Annotated in this window: 20 protein-coding genes, 1 pseudogene and 1 riboswitch; of the genes and pseudogenes, 12 read left to right on the forward strand and 9 right to left on the reverse strand. The window is 48.6% G+C overall.

Annotated elements, in window-relative coordinates; genetic code table 11:
* Nucleotides 1–16 precede the first annotated feature (16 nt).
* Entirely contained in the window at nt 17–1,711 is a 1,695-nt protein-coding gene (locus P2G85_RS03205; protein ID WP_275862675.1) for a phospho-sugar mutase, read from the reverse strand.
* A 326-nt stretch (nt 1,712–2,037) separates the two neighbouring features.
* On the opposite strand from P2G85_RS03205, the gene coxB reads away from it, so the two are divergent.
* The 4 genes from coxB to P2G85_RS03225 are packed head-to-tail and all read left to right on the forward strand — an operon-like array spanning nt 2,038 to nt 6,342.
* Nucleotides 2,038–3,201: a cytochrome c oxidase subunit II gene (gene coxB, locus P2G85_RS03210; RefSeq protein ID WP_275862676.1), complete on the forward strand. Its 1,164-nt coding sequence runs from the start codon at nt 2,038–2,040 to the stop codon at nt 3,199–3,201.
* The gene (gene ctaD / locus P2G85_RS03215) at nt 3,198–4,835 is read left to right on the forward strand and encodes a cytochrome c oxidase subunit I (protein ID WP_275862677.1); all 1,638 of its coding nucleotides are present in this window, start codon (nt 3,198–3,200) and stop codon (nt 4,833–4,835) included. Before coxB ends, ctaD begins: the two co-directional genes overlap by 4 nt.
* A 20-nt stretch (nt 4,836–4,855) precedes the next feature.
* A complete protein-coding gene (locus P2G85_RS03220; protein ID WP_275862678.1) occupies nt 4,856–5,446 on the forward strand; it encodes a cytochrome c oxidase assembly protein in 591 nt (196 codons plus the stop codon).
* 11 nt (nt 5,447–5,457) lie between these two features.
* Nucleotides 5,458–6,342, forward strand: coding sequence for a cytochrome c oxidase subunit 3 (locus P2G85_RS03225; protein ID WP_275862679.1), 885 nt, complete (start codon nt 5,458–5,460; stop codon nt 6,340–6,342).
* Between the two features lie 13 nt (nt 6,343–6,355).
* Here P2G85_RS03225 and P2G85_RS03230 read toward each other — a convergent pair whose 3' ends face one another.
* Nucleotides 6,356–6,592 carry a DUF2909 family protein gene (locus P2G85_RS03230; protein WP_275862680.1) on the reverse strand — a complete coding sequence of 79 codons (237 nt, stop codon included), beginning with the start codon at nt 6,590–6,592 and terminating at the stop codon, nt 6,356–6,358.
* On the opposite strand from P2G85_RS03230, the gene P2G85_RS03235 reads away from it, so the two are divergent.
* Genes P2G85_RS03235 through cyoE form a run of 4 tightly spaced genes read left to right on the forward strand, consistent with a single transcriptional unit; the run spans nt 6,540 to nt 9,819 of the window.
* Nucleotides 6,540–7,358, forward strand: a complete 819-nt coding sequence (locus P2G85_RS03235; protein WP_275862681.1) for an SURF1 family protein — start codon at nt 6,540–6,542, stop codon at nt 7,356–7,358. The two genes, P2G85_RS03230 and P2G85_RS03235, sit on opposite strands and share 53 nt — an antisense overlap.
* Complete coding sequence (locus P2G85_RS03240) at nt 7,355–7,891, forward strand: cytochrome oxidase biogenesis cluster protein (RefSeq protein WP_275862682.1); 537 nt, start codon at nt 7,355–7,357, stop codon at nt 7,889–7,891. Before P2G85_RS03235 ends, P2G85_RS03240 begins: the two co-directional genes overlap by 4 nt.
* A gap of 10 nt (nt 7,892–7,901) precedes the next feature.
* Nucleotides 7,902–8,930 carry a COX15/CtaA family protein gene (locus P2G85_RS03245; protein ID WP_275862683.1) on the forward strand — a complete coding sequence of 343 codons (1,029 nt, stop codon included), beginning with the start codon at nt 7,902–7,904 and terminating at the stop codon, nt 8,928–8,930.
* Complete coding sequence (gene cyoE / locus P2G85_RS03250) at nt 8,923–9,819, forward strand: heme o synthase (protein ID WP_275862684.1); 897 nt, start codon at nt 8,923–8,925, stop codon at nt 9,817–9,819. Before P2G85_RS03245 ends, cyoE begins: the two co-directional genes overlap by 8 nt.
* A gap of 203 nt (nt 9,820–10,022) precedes the next feature.
* On the opposite strand, the gene P2G85_RS03255 is transcribed toward cyoE, so the two are convergent.
* Complete coding sequence (locus P2G85_RS03255) at nt 10,023–11,030, reverse strand: OmpA family protein (protein WP_275862685.1); 1,008 nt, start codon at nt 11,028–11,030, stop codon at nt 10,023–10,025.
* 453 nt (nt 11,031–11,483) lie between these two features.
* Between P2G85_RS03255 and aroG the strand changes: the two genes are divergently transcribed.
* Together aroG and P2G85_RS03265 are read left to right on the forward strand one after the other, a co-directional pair.
* A complete protein-coding gene (gene aroG / locus P2G85_RS03260) occupies nt 11,484–12,536 on the forward strand; it encodes a 3-deoxy-7-phosphoheptulonate synthase AroG (RefSeq protein ID WP_275862686.1) in 1,053 nt (350 codons plus the stop codon).
* A 362-nt stretch (nt 12,537–12,898) separates the two neighbouring features.
* Nucleotides 12,899–14,464, forward strand: coding sequence for a methyl-accepting chemotaxis protein (locus tag P2G85_RS03265; RefSeq protein ID WP_275862687.1), 1,566 nt, complete (start codon nt 12,899–12,901; stop codon nt 14,462–14,464).
* An 86-nt stretch (nt 14,465–14,550) separates the two neighbouring features.
* Here P2G85_RS03265 and add read toward each other — a convergent pair whose 3' ends face one another.
* From add to tal, 3 genes are all read right to left on the reverse strand, one after another.
* Entirely contained in the window at nt 14,551–15,549 is a 999-nt protein-coding gene (gene add / locus P2G85_RS03270; RefSeq protein ID WP_275862688.1) for an adenosine deaminase, read from the reverse strand.
* Between the two features lie 26 nt (nt 15,550–15,575).
* A riboswitch (purine riboswitch) is annotated at nt 15,576–15,675 on the reverse strand.
* Between the two features lie 146 nt (nt 15,676–15,821).
* Nucleotides 15,822–17,813 (reverse strand): transketolase, encoded by a 1,992-nt coding sequence (gene tkt, locus P2G85_RS03275; RefSeq protein WP_275862689.1) that lies wholly within the window; start codon nt 17,811–17,813, stop codon nt 15,822–15,824.
* Between the two features lie 82 nt (nt 17,814–17,895).
* Entirely contained in the window at nt 17,896–18,846 is a 951-nt protein-coding gene (gene tal, locus P2G85_RS03280) for a transaldolase (RefSeq protein ID WP_275862690.1), read from the reverse strand.
* 455 nt (nt 18,847–19,301) lie between these two features.
* Between tal and P2G85_RS03285 the strand changes: the two genes are divergently transcribed.
* A complete protein-coding gene (locus tag P2G85_RS03285; RefSeq protein WP_275862691.1) occupies nt 19,302–20,303 on the forward strand; it encodes a sugar-binding transcriptional regulator in 1,002 nt (333 codons plus the stop codon).
* 128 nt (nt 20,304–20,431) lie between these two features.
* On the forward strand, nt 20,432–21,727 hold the full coding sequence (locus tag P2G85_RS03290; RefSeq protein ID WP_275862692.1) for a glycoside hydrolase family 18 protein: 1,296 nt from the start codon (nt 20,432–20,434) through the stop codon (nt 21,725–21,727).
* A gap of 55 nt (nt 21,728–21,782) precedes the next feature.
* Here P2G85_RS03290 and P2G85_RS03295 read toward each other — a convergent pair.
* The 3 genes and pseudogenes from P2G85_RS03295 to P2G85_RS03305 form a co-directional block, all read right to left on the reverse strand.
* Nucleotides 21,783–23,411, reverse strand: a pseudogene (locus tag P2G85_RS03295) (EAL domain-containing protein).
* 21 nt (nt 23,412–23,432) lie between these two features.
* Nucleotides 23,433–24,263 carry a sulfurtransferase gene (locus P2G85_RS03300; protein ID WP_275862693.1) on the reverse strand — a complete coding sequence of 277 codons (831 nt, stop codon included), beginning with the start codon at nt 24,261–24,263 and terminating at the stop codon, nt 23,433–23,435.
* Between the two features lie 55 nt (nt 24,264–24,318).
* The gene (locus tag P2G85_RS03305) at nt 24,319–24,621 is read right to left on the reverse strand and encodes a hypothetical protein (protein ID WP_275862694.1); all 303 of its coding nucleotides are present in this window, start codon (nt 24,619–24,621) and stop codon (nt 24,319–24,321) included.
* Between the last annotated feature and the right edge of the window lie 47 nt (nt 24,622–24,668).

Below are 24,668 nucleotides of genomic sequence, written 5' to 3' on the forward strand. Positions count from 1 at the left end.
CATTTGCTCAAGCGGTTTACAAACTGCTCTGGTGCTGATTGATTAACGCAGCCATCTTCTCTTCGGCTTGAGTCTGAGCTTGTTCAAAACTCAGCCCGGCCGGAAAATCAGTGATGACTTCATAATAACACTTCAATTTGGGCTCGGTGCCTGATGGGCGAACGATCACGCGGGAGCGATCCTCCAGGTGGTAGATCAGCACATCACTGGCAGGCAGATTGATTGCTTCTGTCGGTCCGTCGCTAATAAAGCGTAGTGAAGCTTTCAGATCTTCAATCATAGTTACGGGGATGCCCGCAATCTGTTTTGGCGGTGCCGCCCGCAGTTTGTTGCCAATCGGCGGCTCAGCCGGATCCAGCGCAATACTGCGTTGCGCATTAAGGTAAAAACCGTGCTGGCGGTATAAGCCTTCAAGCTGATCCCACAGGGTCTTGCCCTGTGCTTTGAGATGGGCGGTGAGCTGGGCAAACGCCACCAGGGCAGACAGGCCATCTTTATCCCATACCTGGCTGCCGATGGTGTATCCCAGCGCTTCTTCATAAGCAAACAGGAATGGATGCTGGTCAGTTTGCTGATTCATGGCAACATTGGTCAGCCACTTGAAGCCGGTCAGGGTTTGGTAATACTTTGCCCCGTGCGCATCGGCAATACTGCTCAGTAGCCGCGAGGAGACAATAGTATTGCCCACCAGTGCATTGGGCGTGGCGCTCAACAGATACTCACCAAACAGCGACCCAACCTGGTCTCCGGTCAGCATCTGATATTCACCATCCGGCGTTCTTGCTGCTACAGCAAAGCGATCTGCATCGGGGTCATTGGCACAGGCAATGTCGGCGCCAGTCAGTTTACCCAGTGCCGTGACCATGTCCATTGCGCCGGCCTCTTCCGGATTAGGGAAGTTTACCGTGGGGAAGTGTCCGTCAGGCTCCCGCTGCTCCGCGACGCTGGAAACGTGGGCAAATCCGGCATCGGAAAGAAGAGATTCGGCCAGCTCTGCGCCAACCCCGTGCATCGCAGTATAAGCGATCTTAATGTCAGTGTTTTTGCCTGGTTTGAGCAAAGGACTATTGTTGATGGTTGCGCGGTAGGCCTGATAGTAGTCGCCATCCAACCATTCGAACAAACCGTGTTTCTTGGCATCATCAAGCGACATTAAAGGAATGGGTTTGGTGGTGGCGGCATCGATTTGGGCCGCGATTCCGGAATCATGAGGAGGGATAATCTGAGCACCGTTTTCCCAATACACTTTAAAGCCGTTGTACTCAGGCGGGTTATGGCTTGCGGTGACGACTACTGCCGCTGCCGCATTGAGGTGTTTAACCCCAAAAGCCACCACCGGGGTGGGAGCCACTTTATAAGTCAGATAAACCTTGATCCCAAGTCCGGTGAGTACCGCCGCAGTGTCGTGGGCAAACTGCATTGAATCAGGCCGGCCGTCGTAACCAATCACCACGCCCCGTGAGGAAGCGTTGCGGACCTGTTCAATCAGGTAGTGCCCCAGGCCAGTTGCGGTTTCCTGGATCACCAAACGGTTCATTCGGTTCGGGCCTGCGCCAACTTTTCCTCGTAATCCTGCGGTACCAAAAGCGAGACGCGACGCAAAGCGGTCTTCAAGCTCTTGAACATTATTACTGTCTACAAGGTATTGTAATTCCTCGCGAGTTTTCGGATCCGGATCTCGCGCCAGCCATTGAGTAATTTGTGCGGTCATGTCTGTCTTTCCTTTGTAGGGCGTCTCTAGTAATGCTAGATGCTTTTAGTGAAAATATCAGGAAGTTATATACCCCTAATGTAAATAATTCTCACTCGCACTTCAAGGTGTAAAGTTACTTTCAACTACGTTGGCTGATAACAGCATTAATTAATTCATCGCTATTTTCTTGAAGAACGTTGGAGTTATAACTAGCCTTTAACGTAAATATAACAAATGGTGTTGAATACGCAGTTTTTACGATTTTTCGTAAAGTTGTTCGATATTTGGGAAAGTAAAGCAAGGAAGCTCGCTTAAGCAATCAAGCTGAGCGGAGGAGAGATTTTTTGAAAAGATTATCAACTACTCTCGTCTTAGTTTTAAGTGTGATGTTTATCACGCTTTCTCCATCCAGTTGGTCGGCACAGACTGAATACAATATGACCAAAGGTGTAACGGCAATCAGTGAGCAGGTTTATCAGTTGCATATGCTAATTTTCTATATCTGCTGTGCAATCGCTTTAGTCGTGTTTGGTGTAATGTTTTACGCCATCATTCGCCACCGGAAATCCAAAGGCGCCGTCGCAGCCCATTTTCACGAAAGCACCAAAGTTGAAATTATCTGGACAATTATCCCTGTCATCATTCTGATCGCCATGGCAATTCCGGCCACCAAAACCCTGATCGCTATGGCCGACACCAGTGCACCAGACTTGACTGTGAAAATTACCGGCTCGCAATGGAAGTGGCATTACAGTTATTTTGGCGAGGACGTTGAGTTTTATAGCCTGCTTGCGACCAGTCAAAAGCAAATTGACGGTGAAGAAACCAAAGGGGCGCATTACCTGCTTGAGGTGGATAACCCGTTGGTGCTACCTGTTAACCGTAAAGTGCGTTTTTTGATGACATCCGACGATGTGATTCACTCGTGGTGGGTACCGGATTTTGCGGTAAAGAAAGATACCATCCCCGGTTTTATCAATGAGGCGTGGACCCGGATTGACCAGCCGGGGGTGTATCGCGGCCAGTGTGCTGAACTGTGTGGCCAGGCGCATGGCTTCATGCCAATTGTAGTGCAGGCAATGGCTGAGGACGAATTTGATGCCTGGCTGGCAGAGAAGAAAACCGACATCGCATTACAAACAGCTGCGGCTCAAGCAGCCTTGACTCAAGAGCTGTCGCTGGATGAACTCGTCTCTCAAGGAGAATCGATATATGCGGCACGCTGCGCCGTCTGCCACCAGGCTAATGGTGAAGGAATACCCGGGGCATTCCCGGCCATTAAAGGCAGCCCCGTTGCGACCGGAGCACTCAACCGCCATATTGACGTGGTTGTGAACGGTGTTGCGGGTACGGCAATGCAGGCGTTTGCTAACCAGTTGACCGAGCAGGAGATCGCCGCGGTGATCACCTACCAGCGTAATGCATGGGGAAATGACACCGGCGATGCGGTACAGGCGTCGGATATTGATGCCTTTAAGGCGCAAGCGCGTGTGAAGGAGGAAATATGAGCAAGCCTATTGAAAAGCCGGTTAAATCTGCTCCGGCAGAAGCGCAAACCACAGCCAATACCACCATTGCCCTTGAAGACGATCATCCCCACCATCCCCCCACAGGATTGACTCGCTGGTTATATTCGACCAGCCACAAAGATATCGGCACCCTCTATTTGTGGTTCAGTTTCATTATGTTTTTGACCGGTGGTGCGATGGCGATGATCATCCGTGCCGAGCTGTTCCAACCAGGGCTGCAGTTGGTTGAGCCGCATTTTTTCAATCAGATGACCACGGTTCACGGATTGGTGATGGTCTTTGGAGCGGTGATGCCAGCGTTTACCGGTTTAGCTAACTGGATGATCCCGATGATGATCGGTGCCCCGGATATGGCTCTGCCGAGAATGAATAATCTGAGTTTTTGGATCCTGCCGTTTGCGTTTCTCATCCTGATCAGTTCACTGTTTCTTCCCGGAGGCGGGCCCGACTTCGGCTGGACGTTCTATGCGCCGCTGTCGACCACCTATGGCCCGGACAGTACTGCACTGTTTGTTTTCTCGGTGCATATTATGGGGATCAGCTCGATCATGGGGGCGATCAACGTCATCGTGACCATTGTGAACATGCGCGCCCCGGGCATGACCTGGTTTAAACTACCGATGTTTGTCTGGACCTGGCTGATCACTGCATTTCTTCTGATTGCGGTTATGCCGGTGTTGGCTGGTGCGGTGACCATGGTACTGACGGATAAGTACTTTGGTACCAGTTTCTTCAATGCCGCGGGTGGTGGCGATCCGGTGATGTTCCAGCATATATTCTGGTTCTTCGGTCACCCGGAAGTGTACATTATGATTTTGCCTTCTTTCGGCATTATCTCGGCTATTGTTCCTGCGTTCAGTGGCAAGAAACTATTTGGCTACCACTCGATGGTGTACGCGACCAGCAGTATTGCCCTACTGTCTTTCTTAGTGTGGGCTCACCATATGTTTACCACAGGAATGCCGGTGTTTGCTGAGCTGTTCTTCATGTATTGCACTATGCTGATCGCGGTGCCTACCGGGGTTAAAGTGTTTAACTGGGTCGCGACGATGTGGCGCGGTGCCCTGACGTTTGAAACCCCGATGCTGTTCGCGATCGCGTTTATCGTGCTCTTTACCATCGGTGGGTTTTCCGGCTTGATGCTTGCCATCGTGCCGGCTGATTTTCAATATCACGATACCTATTTTGTCGTCGCGCATTTCCATTATGTGCTGGTTTCTGGCGCGGTATTTTCGATCATGGCTGCGGCGTATTACTGGTTACCTAAATGGACAGGATACATGTATGACCACAAACTCAGCTTGTGGCACTTCTGGTGCTCGGTCATCTCTGTCAACGTGTTGTTTTTCCCTATGCACTTTTTGGGTCTGGCGGGTATGCCAAGAAGAATCCCCGATTACGCCATACAGTTTGCGGATGTGAACCAGGTGGTATCGCTCGGCGGTTTCGCCTTTGGTCTGTCACAATTGATCTTTTTATGGGTGGTGATTAAGTGCATTCGTGGAGGTGAGAAAGCCACCGATAAGCCTTGGGACAGGGCCGAAGGGCTGGAATGGACGGTCCCGAGTCCTGCGCCTCACCATACGTTCAGTACTCCGCCTAAAGTGGATTAATCAATGATGAGGCTGATGTCATGAATGCCACTTCTTCCAATCGAAAACTCACGGCCAAGCTGGTGCTGGCGACGATGTTGATGTTTGGCTTCGGTTTCGCCTTAGTGCCGCTGTACGATGTGATGTGCGATGCACTGGGTATCAATGGTAAAACCAACCAGGCGGCAGTGATCCAGCCGCAAGGGATGCAGCCGGATCTGACCCGCAGTATTCGGGTGGAGTTCATGGCCCATGTGACTCCTGGTATGCCCTGGGAGTTTAAACCTAAAGTCACTTCGATGGAGGTACATCCCGGAGAGGTGATCCAAACGGAGTTTGTTGCTGTTAATCAGAGTGGAGATATGTTGGTTGGGCAGGCCGTGCCCTCAGTGGCTCCCGGTCAAGGGGCGACGTACTTCAACAAGATTGAGTGTTTTTGTTTTAATCAACAGCCACTCGATGCCCGGCAACAGGCCAGCATGCCATTGATTTTTTATATCGAGCCCGATATCCCGGAGTCGATCCATACCCTGACTCTGTCGTACACACTGTATAAATTATCTTCTCCAGCAGGCCAGCCAGAAGTTGTTAGCCTCTCAGGAAGTGAGCAGCAGATACGGCGAGGCCTTTAAGGAGCAAAACCATGAGTGAAAAGCATCAAACCTATTATGTTCCGGCACAGAGTAGTTGGCCAATTGTGGGTGCCTTTGCCTTGTTTCTGGTGGCGGTCGGAGCGGGGATGACAGTGCAAGGTACACAAAGTGATGGTCCGCTTGGCTCGATCGGCAGTGTGGTATTAGCGGTTGGTTTTTTGGTCATGTTGTACATGCTGGCAGGCTGGTTCAGCAATGTGATCACCGAATCGCTGACAGGTAAATACAGTGCTCAAATCGGGCGATCATTCCGCCAGGGAATGAGTTGGTTTATCTTCTCAGAAGTGATGTTTTTTGGTGCATTCTTCGGGGCGCTGTTCTATGCCCGAATGGTCGCCGTCCCCTGGTTGGGGGGGGCGGGAAATAATCTGATGACCAACGAGGTGTTGTGGCCTGGATTTGAGGCCATCTGGCCGCTTACGGCCACTCCCGGAGGGCAAAGTACTGAAGCCATGCCCTGGCAGGGCATTCCTATGATGAACACGATTATTCTGTTAGCCTCGTCGATTACGTTACACATGGCGCACACCAGTCTGGAAAAGGATCGACGCCTGGCCCTAATCGTCTGGTTAGAGATCACCATCGTCCTGGCTGCTTTCTTTTTGTTTTATCAGGCTCAGGAATATATCCATGCCTATCAGGAGATGGGCCTGACGTTACAAGCAGGTATTTATGGCAACACCTTTTTTATGTTAACCGGTTTTCACGGCCTGCACGTGTGTTTAGGGACCGTTTTTCTCGTGGTGTTGCTTGGGCGTGTAGCCAACGATCACTTTACCCCGAAAGATCATTTTGGCTTTCAGGCCGGAAGCTGGTACTGGCACTTTGTCGATGTTGTCTGGTTGTGCCTGTTCGTGTTTGTCTATGTGCTTTGATCACCAGCTCAGCCTAGTAAGGGCGAGCATTGGGGTCGAGCCCACCTGAACTGAGGGCAAGCATAAGGAGAACCACAGCGATAGCGGAGAATAAAACCCGGTGACCCAGATAACGACTTATCGGCGTGTTGTTCTCTTCTGAGTTTTCGTGGTCCTGGCGAACTATCTGAATAAGCGCTTTTGCGAGGTTGAAGATAATGAAGAGTAGCAAAAGGACAAGCGTCAGTTTAAATAACAGTACTGTAGACATAGCGCCTCCGGTTGAGTTTTGGTTGTGGTCTAAGCCTTTTTGGCTGGCTGTTAGCTTAACTGTGGTTGTGTTTTCGCTATTGGTCAAACTGGGTTTTTGGCAGTTGGGACGAGGTCTGGAAAAACAGGCGTTAGAAGTGGCTATTCAGGCGCGGGCATTGGAGCATTACCACCAACTGCGGACGATAATAGATCACAACGACTGGCGGGTAGAGAGCATTATTGGTTTAAAAGTGAGTGCGGATGTGAAACCTGAGCCTCTGCCTTTAATTCTGCTTGATAACCAGGTTTATGGTAAGCAAGTTGGCTATCTGGCGTATCAGGTAGTGTCACTGGCAGAAGAGCCTAATGTTCTTTTCTTGCTTGAACTTGGGTTTGTCCAGGGGGGAAAGAAAAGAAATCAGCTTCCTGAGATCAAAGCCATCACGCAACCGGTCAGCATAACCGGACGTTTATATCGAAAATCAACCAACCCGCTTAGTTCGGATTTGCTGCCGGAGCTCGGGAATCCGGTCAGAATTCAGAATCTTAATATTTACCAGTTGAGTGAATTGTTAAGCGTTGAACTGATGCCAACAGTGTTACAGCCCGACAATTTAACAGATTGGTCACAGCCGTTCCCCTGGGCACCGTTACCAATGACCAGTGCTAAACATTTTGCCTATGCATTCCAGTGGTTCGCGATGGCCGTTGTTTTTGCTGCCGTGAGTCTGCTGGTGGGCGTTAAGTGGATTTACACCCGGATCAAGCAAGAGGAAAGCGCATGATATCTCAGAAGTCAAAAGGAAGGATGATGTTGATTGCATTAGTGGCACTGTTTGCTTTTCCCGCAGTGATCGCCAAACTCGTGCTGAGCCAGGGTTGGTATCAATCCGGAGTCACTAACCGGGGAGAGCTGGTTGAGTCCTACGTGACAATGGAGCAACTGGGACAACATACGCCTTGGCAGAACAAGGGCTGGCAATTGGCCTACGTGTTGCCGGGTGACTGTCGGGCACGATGCCAGCAGCAGTTATATTTGATCCAGCAAAGCCACATTGCGCTTGGTAAGTATCAGGATCGGGTGATTCCGGTCGTTTGGACACAAGATGCAGCAGAACTCCCGGTGGCAGATATTCCGGTGATGCGCATGAACCGTCAGGTTGCGGCACGTGTGGTCGCGGGTGAGGTGCTGATCATTGATCCGCTTGGTCAGTGGGTGATGAAGTACATGCCCGAAGATCAGCAAGATTTGGTCAGGTTAAACAAAGATATTCTGGCGGATTTACGAAAGTTGCTGAAGCTTTCGCGGGTCGGATAGGGAGAGGCTCATGGCACTACGGCATTTAGTAAAAATAAGCTTATGTTTGACCTTTATCGTCATTATGCTTGGGGCATACACTCGTCTGGCGGACGCCGGTTTGGGCTGCCCCGACTGGCCGGGGTGTTATGGCCACTATGCCGTCCCCCAATCGGACAGTGCACTCGAAGTGGCTAAAGCTCGTTTCCCGCAGCACACCATTGAGCCTGAAAAAGCCTGGTTGGAAATGGTGCATCGCTATTTTGCCGGAACTCTGGGGCTGCTGATTTTCTTGATCACTATAGTGGCGGTCAAAACCCCTCGGACCAATCCAGTTATTCCGCTCGTATTGTGTATCATCGTGATAGGGCAAGCTCTACTGGGTATGTGGACAGTCACCCTTAAACTGATGCCGGTTATTGTGATGCTACATCTGCTGGGGGGCTATACCCTGTTGGTATTGCAGGCAGTTTTTTATTGCCAGTTGAATGCCGTGGGTAACCATTCTTTTTCACCTTCGTCTGCTTCGCCTGGGTTGATGCGCCTGTTTTCAGCGTTGGTATTTGTGGTAGTGCTTGTCCAGATCCTGTTGGGTGGCTGGACATCGTCAAATTACGCCGCTTTGATGTGTACCAGTTTACCGATTTGCCAGGGGGACTGGACAGAGCATCTGTCTTGGCGTGAAGCGTTTTCTTTTTGGCAGACAGGATTTGACAATTATGAATTTGGAGTTCTCGATTATTCAGCAAGGATGACTATCCATGTTAGTCATCGTTTCGGTGCAATGATTACAGCGGTGTTTGTGTTGTGTTATTGCTGGTTACTGGTTAAGCAGCGGTTATACCAGATTCGCAAAACCGGTCTGTGGCTGGCGGCGATACTGGTCTGTCAAATCGTATTGGGGGTCAGTAATGTGGTTTTCCACTTGCCGATTTATGTGGCCGTAGCTCACAACCTTGGTGCGGCAGTAATGTTCACTCTGGTTGGTATCAGTCTGTATTATTTGTGGCAAGGAGAGGCTCAGGCCATCTTCAAAGCGAAAGGAGTTCGCTATGAGTAGAGACATCACGTTAGCTTATCAGCAGCAACGAAAATGGGGGCGGGTCTATCTGAAGTTGACCAAGCCTAAAGTTGTCGCGTTAATGCTGGTGACGGCAGTGGTTGGCATGAGCCTGGCTCCAGTGGTGGTATTTCCATGGCTGATGGCGATATTGGGTTTGAGCGGTATTGGTCTGATGGCGGCGTCGGCAGCCGCATTTAATCACTTAATCGATCGACGTATCGACGCCAAAATGACACGCACCTATAATCGGCCGTTGCCTTCAGGGGAAACCAATCCGGCAGCTGTCTTCGTTTTTGCCAGCTTACTTGGCGGGTTCGGATTTGCCATTCTATACCTTGCAGTGAACACGCTCACCGCATGGTTAACCTTGTTAAGCTTGCTTGGTTATGCGGTGGTCTACACCCTGTACCTGAAACGGGCCACGCCGCAAAACATAGTGATCGCCGGGATCGCCGGGGCGATGCCGCCATTATTGGGTTGGACAGCCGTAACCGGTGAATTACATGCCAATGCCTGGCTATTGGTGATGATCATCTTTATCTGGACGCCACCGCATTTTTGGGCGCTGGCAATCCATCGCGTCGAGGACTATCGTAAGGTCGACATTCCGATGCTCCCGGTGACCCATGGTATCGAGTACACCAAGACTTCGATATTGCTGTATACCATTTTGTTAGCTTTGGTCTGCTTATTGCCGGTATTGGTCGGTATGGTCGGGGGGATTTATCTTCTGTCTGTTTTGGTATTAAATGCGGGGTTTATTATTCATGCCTGGCGGCTGAAATACGCACCACAGCAGAATAGTGCGATAGAGACATTTAAGTTCTCGATTTACCATTTATTCCTGTTGTTCATTGCATTACTTGTTGATCATCATTTGGGCTGAACACTGGCGTTTTATTGATCGCCAGGTCCAATTAAGAGGAGGGAAACGGGAGCGGACACTTGTGTTTCTAAAGAGCCTAAGGTCAGACATCGTGCTGTACCTAGACTGAGGAGCACTTCAGTATATGGAAGAGAACCGATGGTGGTCAGCTACCAGTCACAGACAGGGGCGCAAGTGCGCCCCTTGGGTGTTACGAGTATCTGTTATTCCGGTTGTACCAGTTCCTGGTACTCAAATGCGGGTACTACCACTTCAATTCGGCGGTTTTGCTCACGGCCTTCTGCGGTGCTGTTGTCGGCGACAGGGTTTTCTTCACCCATGCCTTTTACCATTAAGCGTTCAGAGTCAATACCCTTAGCAATCAGGTAATCGGCAACTGATTGAGCGCGACGCTCTGATAATGTCTGGTTGTAGGCTGCCGGACCTGAGCTGTCAGTATAACCGGTGATTTGGACCTGAGCCTGAGGGTACTTTTCAAGAAACTCAACAAAATTATCCAAGCGCTCGCTGACAGAGTCGGTCAGTTTAGCGCTGTTGAACTCAAACGTACCGCTGCCATACTGCTCTTTCTGGACTTTACTCATCATCACTGGCATTGGTTCTGGCTCTGGTTCTGGAACTGGTTCAGGCTCTACCACAGGTTCCGCTACCACAATGGGTGCGGCACCAAACTTATAGTTGACGCCGATGCCGAAGAAGTTCGCGTCCATGTCGTCAAGGATATCGTCAGAAATGTCTTGGTAGCGTTGATATTCTGCTCGTAGACTCCAGTTGTAATCAATGTTGTATTCTGCACCAATAGAACCGGTAGGGACAAGATCGCGTTCGTCGCCGGAAATCATGTAGGCGCCACCAATTTTGGCAAACAGGTTCCAGGCGTCATTAAGGTGCCAGTTAAATTTAGGTGCCAGGGTCAGTGCCCAAAGATCCCCGTCTATGGTATTGGCACTGCCGGGCCCGGATCTAAAGTTAGCTTCATAATTGCCTAGGTAATCGACACCGTACTCCAGCGCGAGCATATCTGTAAAATTGTAACCTACATGCATTCCGGCCCCAAAAGCATCATCATCACAAGGGCTGTTAAGATAGCAAGCATCGCCAAATGTGCTTAGCCCGAGTTTGCCCCCGATGTAAGATTCTGCCAGTGCAGTGTTCATCAAACCACTGCTGCCTGCTATCACCGCTGCTACTGCAATTGCTACTTTGTTCATAATGTGTCCTTGTATTGATTGCATTGTTAACTTGTACTTTGTATTACAGAGTTAGATACTTAGTGCTTATAAGAAATTAGTTTAATAACTGCTTGTTTTTGTATCAAGTGACAACCTGTTAGCGTTGAGTCAAATTTACCTCTGAGACCTCCACAAACTTCTGATATCACTTACATTGTAGACAAGATTTCTTTAAATAAAGGAAAATATATGATTCCGTGCCTGCCTGTGTAAATAATTGTTTACGCCGTGTTTTTAAATTAACGCCCCTGCTCGGTTTGCATTTTTTTTAAAAAAGTGTTTGCAACTGGGGTTCTAAGCCGATAAGTTACTTCAACAAACACAAAGAAACTGGCTCCCAGCCCTTAGTTTTGCTCGCTTTGTGAATAACGTAGCAGTGAGCCAAGTACAGGGAAGAATATGGGTCAAGGATAGTAGTAGGAAGTAGAAGTAATGTTTCAAACTGATGATGTAAGAATTAATAGAGTAAAAGAACTATTACCACCCGTAGCAGTACTAGAGAAATATCCGGCAACAGAGACCGCCTCATCGACCACGTTTGGTTGCCGTAACGCGATACATAATATTTTGGAAGGCAAAGATGATCGGTTGCTGGTTATCGTAGGGCCATGCTCAATCCATGATCCGGAAGCTGCGGTTGAGTATGGTAAAAAACTCAAAGTGTTACGCGATGAACTGGGCGAGCAGCTTGAAATTGTAATGCGAGTCTACTTTGAAAAGCCACGCACGACGGTAGGCTGGAAAGGGCTTATCAACGATCCTTACCTCAATGACACATATAAGTTGAATGATGGTTTGCGTATTGGGCGTAAGCTGTTACTTGATTTGACGGATATGGGGCTGCCTACTGCAAGTGAGTTCCTCGATATGATCACACCGCAATACGTGGCCGATCTGATCAGCTGGGGTGCGATTGGAGCCCGTACTACAGAGTCTCAGGTCCACCGTGAACTGGCATCTGGTCTGTCTTGCCCGGTTGGCTTTAAAAATGGTACCGACGGCAATATCAAAATTGCCAGCGACGCTATTCGTTCTGCGAGTGCTTCACACCACTTTTTGTCGGTAACTAAGTACGGCCACTCTGCCATCGTAGAGACTGCTGGTAACCCGGATTGTCATATCATCCTGCGTGGGGGTAAAGAGCCAAATTACAGTGCATCTCATGTTGCTCAGATTAAAGATGAGCTGGACGCTGCAGGCTTACCAAAGAAAGTAATGATCGACTTCAGTCATGCGAATAGCTCTAAACAGTTTAAGCGTCAAATGCTGGTTTCTGATGACGTGGCTGAGCAGATCTCGGCTGGTGAAGAGGCTATATTTGGTGTCATGATCGAGTCCCACCTTGTCGAAGGCCGACAAGATCTGGTTGACGGTAAGGTTGCGACCTACGGCCAGTCGATTACCGATGCGTGTATTGGCTGGGAAGATACGGAAACCGTTCTGCGTCAACTTTCTGAGGCTGTGCTGGATCGTCGAAACAAGTAAGCTAATTAAAGCATTGTGGAAAGAACCAGAGGCGTACCGCCTCTGGTTCTTTTTTTATGATATTTCATGAGTTCCAGACTGTGGTTGTGGAGAGAGCGACCACCAGACTCGAATCGTAACTTGGCTTGTCACCATCTGGCATTACCTTGGCCTCAGCGTGTGATCCTTCAACTAAACTAGGTTAAGAGGCTTTGTCGAATAGCTCAGAAAATGTTAACAACTAGCCGCTCATTGCTAATGCTGTGAACTCTTGAGCTAAAAATGTCGGTTCGATAAGAGTTTTATATGAATTTTTTGTAATAAAAATGATGTTGCTGTATATAAATTGCCGCAAATAAATATAAATTACAGAAGTCCTGTCTATGTCAGCCAATTTTTCCAATAAAGCTCAAGAAACTCTCGTGGGAGAACTAGAGGAACTGGTTTCTACCACTAACTTACAAGGCGTGATTACTTATTGTAATGATGCGTTTTGTCGTATAGCAGAATACACGCGTGAAGAACTGTTAGATCAGAACCATAATATCGTGCGTCATAGTGATATGCCCAAAGCGGCTTTTTCTGATATGTGGGCCCGCTTAAAGCAAGGCAAAGCCTGGCGCGGTATCGTCAAAAACAGTACCAAATCAGGAGGCTACTACTGGGTAGATGCCTATGTAACACCTATTTATCAAGGTAATCAAGTGGTGGGTTATCAGTCCGTACGGGTTAAGCCCAAGCGAGAGTGGGTTGATATAGCCTCGAGGGCCTACCAAGGGTTACTTAAGGCTGAAAAATCGGGACGCACATGCTCACTGAAGCTCAATGAAACGTTGCGTTATGCCATCCTGCTTGGTGCGTTGTCAGCGCCAGCTCTGGCTTATGCACTGTCGGTGGAAGGGCCCCTGGCGTGGTTGGCCAGTTGGCTACCAGCTGGCGTGTTAGCGTTGTTGTTTCGCCAGGAACTGATCGATACGCCAAAGCAATTCAAAAGGTTACAGCAACAATATGACAGTGTCAGTCGCCTGGTGTACTCCGGCAACAAGCCTTTCTCGATTGCGGATTTTCATATCAAGATGTTGTCTGCCCGAATTCGTACCGTACTTGGCCGGATGACGGATTCAGCCCGACCTTTACAGCAGTTTGTGGAAGAGTTAAGTCATACCACGGCTGAGGTGTCAGCGGCGTTGAGTCAGCAAAACAGTGATATTCGCCAGGTAAGGGATGCCACTGAAGCGATGGAAAGCTCCGCTAATTCAGTCTCTTCTAATATGCAAAATGCTCACCTGCTGATCGACGATACGCTAAAGTCTTGCAATATGGCAAAAAGTACCATCGACCAAACGCACGTGAACTTAGAACAGTTGAATGAGCAGGCAGAAAAAGCCACAGAAACCACCGGTAAGCTAAGTGAGCAGGCACAGCAGGTTAGCCTGTTGATGGAAGAGATTGGGGGAATTGCCGATCAAACTAATTTGCTGGCATTAAACGCAGCAATCGAAGCCGCGAGGGCTGGTGAACAGGGGCGCGGATTTGCGGTAGTGGCAGATGAAGTCAGGGCGCTATCAGGGCGCACCTCCAATGCGACGGAACAGATTCAAGCCTCGATTGATACTATGCTGGTGACGATTCAAAGTTGGCAGCAAGATATTCTGGCCAATAAGGAACAGACGCAAGCCTGTTCAGCGGTTGCAGAACAAAGTACACAACGCTTGTCTGATGTCGAGCAAATGATGCAGGCCATGAGTGGTTTGATGGTCGATGTCGCCGACGCGGCGAGCAGTCAACAACAGCTTTCGAGTGAGGTGAACCACCATATACATTCTATTGCCTCTACCGCGGAACAGAATTTGGCGGCAACCCATGTCGTGGAACAGCACAGTTTGAAACTGAAAGATCAGGTCCATGAATTTTATCAGATCGCCGAACGCTTTGAAGACAAGGGCTAGCTTCCTTATTGGTCAAACGTCATCAAGCTGCTGGCATCAAACAAAAAGCCCGGAGTGTTAACACCGGGCTTTGTTAATTTAGCGCATTAGGCAGGTAAAAAGCTGCGCAGGTGCTGTTTGACTTCATCGGTTGTGAATGCAGCCTCGATGCTGTACTCGTAGATGGTGTAGTAGTCTTGCTGGCTAAGGTTGAACTCTTGTACCACTTTACGCACTTCATCCGTCATGGTGGTGTTAGATACAGTGCGGTTATCAGTGTTGATGGTGATTGGCACGCCATCTTTGAGGAACACTTTGGCCGGGTGTTCAGAGAGTTTTGGTACAGCCTTGGTCTGCACGTTACTGCTTGGGCAGGTTTCCAGGGCAACGTGTTGCTCTTTCACCAGCTTGTAGGCTTCGGCATGGCCTGTGATGTGGATACCATGGCCCACTCGCTCTGCTCCCAGTAACGTGATTGCGTCGAACACGTTTTGTCCTACGCCTTGTTCACCGGCGTGGATAGTAACGTGGTAGCCTTTTTGCTGAGCGTATTCCGCGTAAGGGATAAACTCATGACAAAAGCCAGCGACTTCACCGCCTGCTAAGTCGAAAGCCGCCACACCATTACCAAGGTAGGCTGCACCGACATCAAGCACTTCTTTGATTCTATCTTTTGGCGCGTGTCTTAAGATAGACAAAATGTAGTTACCCTTGATGTCATATTGCTGCTCAGCACGCTGCATGCCTTTCACCGCACTGCCGATCACCTGGTCAAGATCTAAGCCTTTTTCCAAGTGAAGCAGAGGTCCGAAACGTACCTCAAGGTACTTAACGTTTTCTTTTGCCGCGTCTTCATACAGTTCAAAAGAAATGCGTTCAATCGCTTCCGCGGTCTGCATGACTGAGAGCGGCAGATCAAAGCGTTTAAGGTATTCATCAAGATCTTGACAAGTCTCTGGAGCTATCATCAGCTCTCGAATCTCTTCAATGTTCTGGGTTGGCAGGGTAACGCCTTGCTCAAGAGCCAGGTCACGAATCGTCTCTGGACGAACGCTGCCATCCAAGTGGCAATGAAGATCAATTTTAGGAAGGTCAATAAATTGCATGAGTCTCTACCTTTATTAGGTGACAAGAATAAAGTTACAGACTTCATAATCAAGAGTTTAAGGCTCTTGGTAGAAACTCCCAAACCATATCATTGGGATTATACGAAGTTATAAAAAGTTTCTTATTATGAAACATGTTAATGGATAATAGCCTAATCCCTTTAACTGTTCACTGTTTTGCTTGCTAAATTGTGCCGCAATCGATAAACCTGATGCTAATTTAGTTAGCAAAAAGCCCTGCTAGAGCAGGGCTTTAACGATGCTGGTTAAAATTAAGCCAGCAGTTCTTTCGCGGTGTTTACTACGTTTTCAGTAGTGAAACCGAACATCTTGAACAGTTGGTCAGCTGGTGCCGATTCACCGAAGGTGGTCATACCGATGATCTTGCCACCAAAGCCAACGTACTTATACCAGAAGTCTGCAATGCCCGCTTCGATAGCGATGCGTGCAGTTACGTCTGATGGCAGTACGGCCTCACGGTAAGCAGCGTCTTGCTTGTCGAATGCATCAGTTGATGGCATTGAAACTACGCGTACTTGCTTACCTTCAGCGGTTAGTTGTGCCGCAGCTTCAACTGCCAGTTCAACTTCAGAACCGGTTGCGATCAGGATAAGCTCTGGCTTGCCTGCGCAATCTTTCAGGATGTAACCGCCTTTTGCGATGTTTGCCAGTTGCTCAGCATCACGCTCTTGTTGAGCCAGGTTTTGACGAGAGAAGATAAGCGCAGTTGGCGCATCTTTACGTTCAATTGCCAGTTTCCAAGCCACAGCAGACTCAACCTGGTCACATGGACGCCATGTGCTCATGTTTGGAGTCAGACGCAGAGACGCCATTTGCTCAACCGGTTGGTGAGTTGGGCCGTCTTCGCCAAGACCGATAGAGTCGTGGGTGTAAACCTGGATGTTCTGAACTTTCATCAGCGCAGCCATGCGCATTGCGTTACGTGCGTACTCCATGAACATCAGGAAGGTTGCGCCGTAAGGAACGAAACCACCGTGTAGCGCGATGCCGTTCATGATAGCTGTCATACCGAATTCACGTACACCGTAGTGGATGTAGTTACCAGAGAAGTCGTTCGCTTCTAGTGATTTAGAACCAGACCACATAGTCAGGTTAGAAGGCGCCAGGTCAGCTGAGCCGCCCATGAATTCAGGCAGTAGTGCACCAAACGCTTCTAGTGCGTTTTGCGATGCTTTACGTGATGCGATGTTGGCTGGCTTAGCTTGCAGATCAGCAATGATTTGGCTTGCTTTCTCTTCCCACTGCGCTGGTAGTTCACCGTTTACGCGGCGCTTGAATTCAGCTGCCAGCTCAGGGTACGCTGCTTCATAAGCTGCAAATTTCTCGTCCCACGCTGCTTCCTTAGCTGCGCCTGCTTCTTTCGCTGACCATTCTGCGTAGACTTCCTGCGGAATTTCAAAAGGACCGTGCTCCCAACCTAGTTCTTTACGTGTTGCTGCGATTTCTTCAGCGCCTAGTGGTGCACCGTGACAGTCGTGTGAACCAGATTTGTTTGGTGAACCAAAACCGATGATAGTTTTAGTACAGATCAGGGTAGGGCGAGGGTCTGCTTTTGCAGCGATGATTGCTGCGTTGATCGCTTCAGAATCATGGCCGTCTACTGCCGGGATTACGTGCCAGCCGTACGCTTCAAAACGCTTAGGTGTGTCGTCAGAGAACCAGCCTTCAACGTGACCGTCGATAGAGATACCGTTGTCATCCCAGAATGCGATCAGTTTACCCAGACCTAGCGTACCTGCCAGAGAACACGCCTCGTGAGAGATACCTTCCATCAGACAGCCGTCGCCCATGAACACGTAAGTAAAGTGGTCAACGATGTCATGGCCTTCTTTGTTGAACTGCGCTGCTAGCGCTTTCTCACCCATAGCCATACCAACAGCGTTAGTGATGCCTTGACCCAGAGGACCGGTTGTTGTTTCGATACCTGGTGCGTAGCCGTACTCTGGGTGACCTGGAGTTTTAGAGTGAAGCTGACGGAAGTTCTTAAGATCGTCGATAGACAGCTCGTAACCTGCCAGGTGCAGCAGAGAGTAGATCAGCATAGAACCATGGCCGTTAGACAGTACGAAACGGTCGCGGTCAGCCCATTTAGGGTTAGATGGGTTGTGGTTTAGGTGAGAACGCCAAAGTACTTCAGCGATATCAGCCATACCCATAGGTGCGCCTGGGTGGCCAGAGTTAGCTTGTTGAACACCATCCATGCTAAGAGCGCGGATTGCATTTGCCAGATATTTACGATCCATAATAATTACCGAATGTGTTTAAATCTAGGAAAGGGATGTTAACAGGGGAACACTAACGTTCCCCTGTTTTGATTCTGAGTGATTACAGCTTAGCTGCGATCATGTCTTCAAGTTTACCTTGGTCAATCGCGAAGTTACGGATGCCTTCAGCAAGTTTTTCTACTGCCATTGGATCTTGGTTGTGATCCCATAGGAACTCAGCGTGAGTCATTGGCGCAGGGCGTTCTTTCGCGCCTTTCGAATCAACTAGCTTCTCAACCACTTCGCCTTCAGCCGCTTCCAGTTCAGCAAGTAGAGCTGGAGCGATAGTCAGACGGTCACAACCTGCAAGTTCCAGGATTTCACCGATGTTACGGAAGCTCGCACCCATAACCACTGTGTTGTAGCCGTACTCTTTGTAGTAGTTGTAGATGCTAGTTACAGATAGTACGCCTGGATCTTCCTGAGCTTCGAAGTCACGACCTTCTTTCGCTTTGTACCAGTCCATGATACGACCAACGAATGGAGAAATCAGGAATACGCCAGCTTCAGCACAAGCACGGGCCTGAGCGAATGAGAACAGAAGCGTCAGGTTACAGTTGATGCCTTCTTTCTCTAGGATCTCAGCTGCGCGGATACCTTCCCAAGTAGAAGCCAGCTTGATAAGGATACGGTCGTTAGTGATGCCTGCATCGTTGTACATTTTCACTAGTTGACGTGCTTTCGCTACGCTGCCTTCCATGTCGTAAGATAGACGAGCATCTACTTCTGTAGAGATACGACCTGGGATAGTTTTTAGGATTTCTTTACCGATGTTTACCGCAAGCATGTCACAAGTGTCTTGAACTTGCTGTGCTTTGTCGTTGCTTTGTGCTTTCGCGTATTCGATAGAAGCGTCGATTAGAGGTGCGTACTCTTCGATTTGAGCTGCTTTCAGGATAAGAGATGGGTTCGTTGTTGCATCTTCAGGTTGGTATTTTTTGATTGCGTCAATTTCACCAGTGTCTGCTACTACAGTCGTTAGTTTACGAAGTTGCTCTAACTTGTTGCTCATAATCGATCATCCTATATAAATGGGCTTAAGTGTGGTTAGGGAGTACCACAACTTGTGCATTTGTAAGCGAGTTAGCTATTAGTGTAGTGCCTTCTTACAAGACTTACTCACAGCTAACCTGCAAAAATTGAGTCATCGAACAATTGTCATGAACATATGTTCGGTGGTTGAGTAAATGATGTGCTCATATTTATATTATCTATGGTGAAAGTCAATTGTTGAATGAGGGGTAAAGTGACCTTAATCAACGTTTTTTTGAGGTGTAATACGAATAAACGTTTGCTAAATTTTGCTGGCGCCAGTGGTGTTCTTAAACGGTGGCATATTTATTCTGAGTAATTGTAATGTGCGTGAGCAATTGTTGATTCTGGGGAGGGGTATAACATATGCTATATCAATGAGCATGTGCTCAGTTCTGACATACAATGTCGCTACTATGCAGGGTGAGAGTAATAATGAGCAGTTCTAATCACGATATTTCCATTGAAAACACGGATTTGTTGACCGAGATTTCCGTTGCGTATTATCAAGACGGTGCCACTCAGGAAGAGATATCAAGAAAATTCGCCATTTCACGGGCTAAAGTGGGGCGAATGTTAAAGCAAGCCCGGGATGAAGGTATTGTCGAGATCACGGTGAAATACCACCCGGTGTTCAGTGCTAAAATTGAGCAGCGTCTGATTGAACGTTTTGGTGTCAAGCGGGCGCTGGTGGCGTTAGATCAGCCCAGTGAAGAAGCACAACGCCTGCAGGTCTCAGGGTTGGTATCAAACTATTTGTCCAATACTTTGAAAAACGGCATGGTGGTTTCGGTTGGCCAGGGGCGTAATGTCTCTGCGGTTGCCCATCATGTCGGCGTGATTACCCCCAGGGACTGTAAGTTTGTGTGTGGGATTGGCGGTATTCACCCGCGTGGTGGTATGTTCAATGCTGACCATATTTGCCGCCAGCTAGCCAAAAAATATGGCGGAACTTCAGAAACCCTTTACGCCCCAGCTTATGCGGAAAACCGGGAGCAAAAGCTGGCGTTTATGCAAAATGCCACGGTGAAACAAACCCTCGATCTGGCCCGAAAAGCGGACATTGCGTTAGTCGGGATCGGGGATATGAGTGAAAACAGTTATATGGTTGATCTGGGCTGGTTTACTCCCGATGAGGTGGTACAGTCTCGTTTACAACAAGGCGTGGTCGGGGATTTTGCCGGCTATGACTTTTTTGATATCCACGGCAACGTGGCCAATACCGTGATGAGTGACCGGGTGATAGGGCTGGGTATTGAAGAGTTCCGCCCAATCAGCGAAGTGATTGCGATTGCGGCTGAGAACAGTAAACCGCTGGCGTTGTTGGGGGCATTGCGCACCGGGGCGATTGATGTGATCGCAACCAGTGTCAGCAACGCCTTAACCGTACTCAACTTAGATGAACAGATGCACGGCACCAATATCCCATCTGAGTAACTTCTGTAGTAGCGTGCAAGTGGTGTAATCAGGCGGCGATTAATTCTAAGTCACTCGCAGCCTGATTTGATTTCCACGCTGAAAATATTCCCGAGGAGTAGATTTGAGCCGTTCACTCTGGAGGATCTATGAAAAAAACACTTCTTGCTACTGTGTTACTCACCGGGCTGAGCGGGCTCGCTCAAGCTGATCAGAATGTAGTTGCCGGCTATTTTTCAGACTGGCAGTACGCCAACGCTGACAATCCATATACTGTTAGTGATATTCCCGCTGATAAGCTGACTCACGTCATTTATGCATTCCTGAGTATGTGTGGGCCGCATACCGGAGCGTCGGAAACGGTACAGCAACTCGTCGCTGAGCAGTGTAAAGACAAAGCCCCGTACACTGCGATCGTGGTCGATACGCAAGCGGCGCTGGAAAAAGACTTTGGCCCGGTATCAGTCAAAGTTCCATATAAAGGGCATTTTGCTCAGTTGGCGGAGCTGAAGAAGCAACACCCTGATCTCAAAATTTTGCCTTCTTTTGGCGGCTGGACCATGTCTGAACCTTTCCATACGATGGCAAAAGATCCAAAAGCGATCGAACAGTTTTCCAGAACCGCTGTGGAGCTGATTGCTCAATATGATTTCTTTGATGGCATCGACCTGGACTGGGAATACCCGGGCGGTGGCGGTTTAACGACGTCTCCCTGGAATCCTGATACTAAGCTGACAGAAGAGCAAAAAGCCGCTGAACGCGATGCTTTCACCTATTTGGTGAAAAACCTGCGGGGAGAACTTGATGCGCTGCAAAAGCAAACCAAGCGGCACTATGAACTGTCAACAGCGGTGGGGGTAGGCCCCAAGGCGGCACAAATTGACTGGCGGGCGGCGCAGCCTTATTTAACCAATATGTTTGCTATGACGTATGATTTCCTGGGTGGTTGGGGGCAACAAACCGGTCATACGACCAACCTACATGCTACTGAAAGAAGCTGGTGGGGAATGGGTGCTGATGTGTTCATTAACCAGATGATTGAGCTTGGCATACCCAGCGAGAAGCTAGTGATTGGTGCGGCTTTCTATGGCCGTGGCTGGCAAGGGACCAAAGGTTTTGATGGTGGCTTACCCACTCAAGATCTCGTTTCAGCTCAGGGAGCGCAGTTTGGTACCGGTGAGAACGGTTACTTTATGTTCTGGGATCTGATGAAGAACTACAGCGCCAAGCAAGGTTATGAATACAAATACGATGAGCAATCCCAGGCTCCTTATTTGTGGCATCCGGAAAAGAAAGTGTTTATCTCATTCGAAGACCAGCGCTCGGTAAAAGCTAAGGCAAACTGGGCGAAGCAGGCTAACCTTGGTGGCATTTTTACCTGGGAACTGTCTGGTGATCCTGATGGTGAACTGGTTGAAGTGATGTACCGGGAAATGCAGGAGTAGCGGCGAGGTTTTAGCTGCTTGTCTTACGTTCGCATGTCTTATATTAAGGCCGTCGTTAATCCACGACGGCTTTTTTAGTGTAATTCTGTTCGATAAACGAAACCAAGTGGGCGAACGGTAGTGGTTTGGAATAGAAGTAACCTTGAATTAAGTCACAGCCACAGGCTTTTAACTCGTCGAGTTGCGGCTGCGCTTCTACTCCTTCCGCCAGCACCTTCATTTCAAAGTTTTTGCCAATCGCGATGATGTTCTTAACCATGTTGAGGGCTTTTTTATCATGCTCAATATGATCGATAAAACTCTTGTCGATTTTGACCTCGTCTATCGGTAGTGCTCTTAGCATGCTGAGTGAAGAGTACCCGGTACCAAAATCATCCAGTGAGATTTTAAAACCAAGGTCATGTAGACGTTGGCAAATCGGGGTAAACTTATCCAGATCTTCTATAAACAGGTTCTCGGTGATTTCTAGCGTTACTCTGGTGAACTTACGCAGCCGGGCTGATATCTGCTTGAGCACTTCATCGCCAAATTCATGACCGTGGGTGTCGTTTACCGATTTGAAGTTGTCGATATCAATGAACATCAAGGTAAAGCCCTGGTGGTTGCCGGACAACCAACGCTGAATATTGGAACGCAAGTATTCTCGGTTTGGTAGTTGGGTTAAATGGTCATGACGGGCCTGATAAAGCAGGCGATCTTTTGTTTGCCGCTCATTATTGGCAATAGAGCGAAACAGGGCGTAAAACGCGGCCTGAATGATGAGGAAAACCAGGCAGTAAAGGGTAAACTGCTCAACAAAACCTAATTTAATGAAATCCAGATCGGTGGAAGAATACGCCCATAACTGATAGTCGGGTAAATATTTCAGGGTGATTAGCGCGTTCAAACGTGGCTCATCCACCACGACGTCAATAGCGCGGGTGAGTTGTTTTACCTGCTCAATATCCAAGCCGGAATCTTTGGCTATTTGATCAAAAATGATCTGTTTGTCCAATTGCTCTTCTGGTTTGTAATAGTCATCTAGCGTGGTGTCGTTGGACGAGCTGAAAGTCAGGTAGCCATCATTGCGTATCAGTGTAATCCGGTTGTGCTCATTGGCATGGATGTCGTTACTAAATACCGGGGTGGAGTTCATGTTGAACCCTGCTGTCATCACCGCTTGCACCACGCCATTTTTATCCAGAACGGCCTTGCGGAACGGGATCACCAGAGAGCCTTGGGCGCGAAAATAATAGGTTCGACCAATGATCATCCGATCAGAGTTCAATGCCGCCAGAAAAGTCTCTCGTGTCAACGGGTCTTACTTGAGGTTGTGCAGTTTTGCCAAATCTAAGTTAGAGCTGACCGAGATGTAAACACCGTCAGTGTTGGTCAACCCAAAGCCAATGATGGCCGGGTGGATTTTCAGCAGCTTATCCAGCATTGGGCGGGTTTTTACTGAGGCTGTGCGGGTAAAATCGTTTCGCTCAACCAACTGATGCCCCACCACTTCGAGCAAGGATTCCTGGCCTTTGAGCAGTGATTCAACCGATGAAGCAAACAGCTCCAGTTGCAAGAGCTGTTTATCTTTGTATTTATTAAGGGTTGCTTGGTAATGAAAATGACCGAATAGCAGGAACAACACGGAGCTGATCGTGAGCAGCGTCATGTAGAGTGTCCAAATTTTCTTCTTTAACCCGACCATATCGTCTCGATAGCTCCTGGATCAACGTGTTATTGGTAGTGAGTCGTCTGCGCCCCATTCAGTCCATGAGCCGTCATAGACAGATAAGTTGCGTAAGCCGAGTTGATAGGCGGCTAATAATAAAATACAGGCAGTCACACCCGAGCCACAGCTGAAGATATATAAACCATCATTATATATTGTCAGTTCGGCAAATGCTCGTTGCAACTCTGAATTAGATTTAATGTGACCGTCAGCCAAGAGTTGTTGAAAGGGCAGGCATAAGGAATGTGGGATGTGGCCACTGCGTAATCCTTCCCTCGGCTCCGGTACTTCCCCGTAGAAACGTGCTTTGGAGCGCGCATCTATGATGTTAGCTGTTTGGTTTTGTGAATGGCTCAGGACCGCTTGTGCGTCTAAGAATGCCTGTTTAGCTAAACGGCCACTAAAGTTGCCTTGTTGCTCCGGTGTCGACAGCGCATCCACCACGGGTAACCCTGCTGCTATCCAGGCAGGTAAGCCACCATTAAGCACTTTTATGTTGTTGTGGCCCATCGCCCTGAACATCCACCATGCGCGTGGCGCGGCCAGGGTACCGGAGTTATCGTATACCACGATCAAATCTTCGTTATTTAAGCCCAGTTTTTGTGCACTTTGGTTAAATCCGGGTTCACTCGGCATCATATGGGGAAGGGCGGAATCAGGCAGACAAAAATCGTTATCGTAGTCAAAGCGCAAGGTGCCCGGAATCCACTTGCCAGTGATTTTTTCGCCTTCAGAAGGGATTTGGAATGTAATACTTGCATCAAGGAGCTTTACATTTGTTTGGCTCATCAGGTGTTTTAATTCATGAACATTGATTAATGCTGGCATAGTTAATTTGTTCCTTACCAAGGCGTGAAATCGTTGACGAACGAACAAGGTTGGCTTATTCGCATTTTATAAATGTGAGCGGTTGCTCGAAGAGTGTGTCCGTTGTCTGCTGGAATGTAGCGGTAGCGCCCTCTGGGCATTGAACGGAAGTGGAAACCGATACTCGTACTTGTCCGGTGATCTCGGATTCAACCGTCAGATAACGGCGTTGGCCGTCTAATGACTGGGTAAGGGTATTACTGATAACGGTCGCCGATATAATCCGTGTTTCCCCTGAAGACGATGTCAGCCACAGAGACAGAAGAAGTACGATCATTGCGCCAACAACGACCAAAATGTAGGTTTTGGGATTGTCCAAAGCTGGTTTCCATTGAGCTATTCTTTGTCCTGTTTTACAACAAAAAA

This window comes from Vibrio sp. CAU 1672, assembly GCF_029223195.1.
In the GTDB taxonomy this organism is placed as follows: Bacteria; Pseudomonadota; Gammaproteobacteria; order Enterobacterales; family Vibrionaceae; genus Vibrio.

What these genes read in the sequence shown, in the direction of transcription:
- P2G85_RS03230 (WP_275862680.1), bottom strand. Translation starts at nt 6,592, where the DNA reads ATGTCTACAGTACTGTTATTTAAACTGACGCTTGTCCTTTTGCTACTC.
- P2G85_RS03235 (WP_275862681.1), top strand. Translation starts at nt 6,540, where the DNA reads ATGAAGAGTAGCAAAAGGACAAGCGTCAGTTTAAATAACAGTACTGTA.
- P2G85_RS03220 (WP_275862678.1), top strand. Translation starts at nt 4,856, where the DNA reads ATGAATGCCACTTCTTCCAATCGAAAACTCACGGCCAAGCTGGTGCTG.
- cyoE (WP_275862684.1), top strand. Translation starts at nt 8,923, where the DNA reads ATGAGTAGAGACATCACGTTAGCTTATCAGCAGCAACGAAAATGGGGG.
- P2G85_RS03290 (WP_275862692.1), top strand. Translation starts at nt 20,432, where the DNA reads ATGAAAAAAACACTTCTTGCTACTGTGTTACTCACCGGGCTGAGCGGG.
- P2G85_RS03240 (WP_275862682.1), top strand. Translation starts at nt 7,355, where the DNA reads ATGATATCTCAGAAGTCAAAAGGAAGGATGATGTTGATTGCATTAGTG.
- P2G85_RS03205 (WP_275862675.1), bottom strand. Translation starts at nt 1,711, where the DNA reads ATGACCGCACAAATTACTCAATGGCTGGCGCGAGATCCGGATCCGAAA.
- tal (WP_275862690.1), bottom strand. Translation starts at nt 18,846, where the DNA reads ATGAGCAACAAGTTAGAGCAACTTCGTAAACTAACGACTGTAGTAGCA.
- tkt (WP_275862689.1), bottom strand. Translation starts at nt 17,813, where the DNA reads ATGGATCGTAAATATCTGGCAAATGCAATCCGCGCTCTTAGCATGGAT.
- P2G85_RS03265 (WP_275862687.1), top strand. Translation starts at nt 12,899, where the DNA reads ATGTCAGCCAATTTTTCCAATAAAGCTCAAGAAACTCTCGTGGGAGAA.
- P2G85_RS03255 (WP_275862685.1), bottom strand. Translation starts at nt 11,030, where the DNA reads ATGAACAAAGTAGCAATTGCAGTAGCAGCGGTGATAGCAGGCAGCAGT.
- ctaD (WP_275862677.1), top strand. Translation starts at nt 3,198, where the DNA reads ATGAGCAAGCCTATTGAAAAGCCGGTTAAATCTGCTCCGGCAGAAGCG.
- P2G85_RS03285 (WP_275862691.1), top strand. Translation starts at nt 19,302, where the DNA reads ATGAGCAGTTCTAATCACGATATTTCCATTGAAAACACGGATTTGTTG.
- P2G85_RS03300 (WP_275862693.1), bottom strand. Translation starts at nt 24,263, where the DNA reads ATGCCAGCATTAATCAATGTTCATGAATTAAAACACCTGATGAGCCAA.
- P2G85_RS03245 (WP_275862683.1), top strand. Translation starts at nt 7,902, where the DNA reads ATGGCACTACGGCATTTAGTAAAAATAAGCTTATGTTTGACCTTTATC.
- aroG (WP_275862686.1), top strand. Translation starts at nt 11,484, where the DNA reads ATGTTTCAAACTGATGATGTAAGAATTAATAGAGTAAAAGAACTATTA.
- P2G85_RS03225 (WP_275862679.1), top strand. Translation starts at nt 5,458, where the DNA reads ATGAGTGAAAAGCATCAAACCTATTATGTTCCGGCACAGAGTAGTTGG.
- add (WP_275862688.1), bottom strand. Translation starts at nt 15,549, where the DNA reads ATGCAATTTATTGACCTTCCTAAAATTGATCTTCATTGCCACTTGGAT.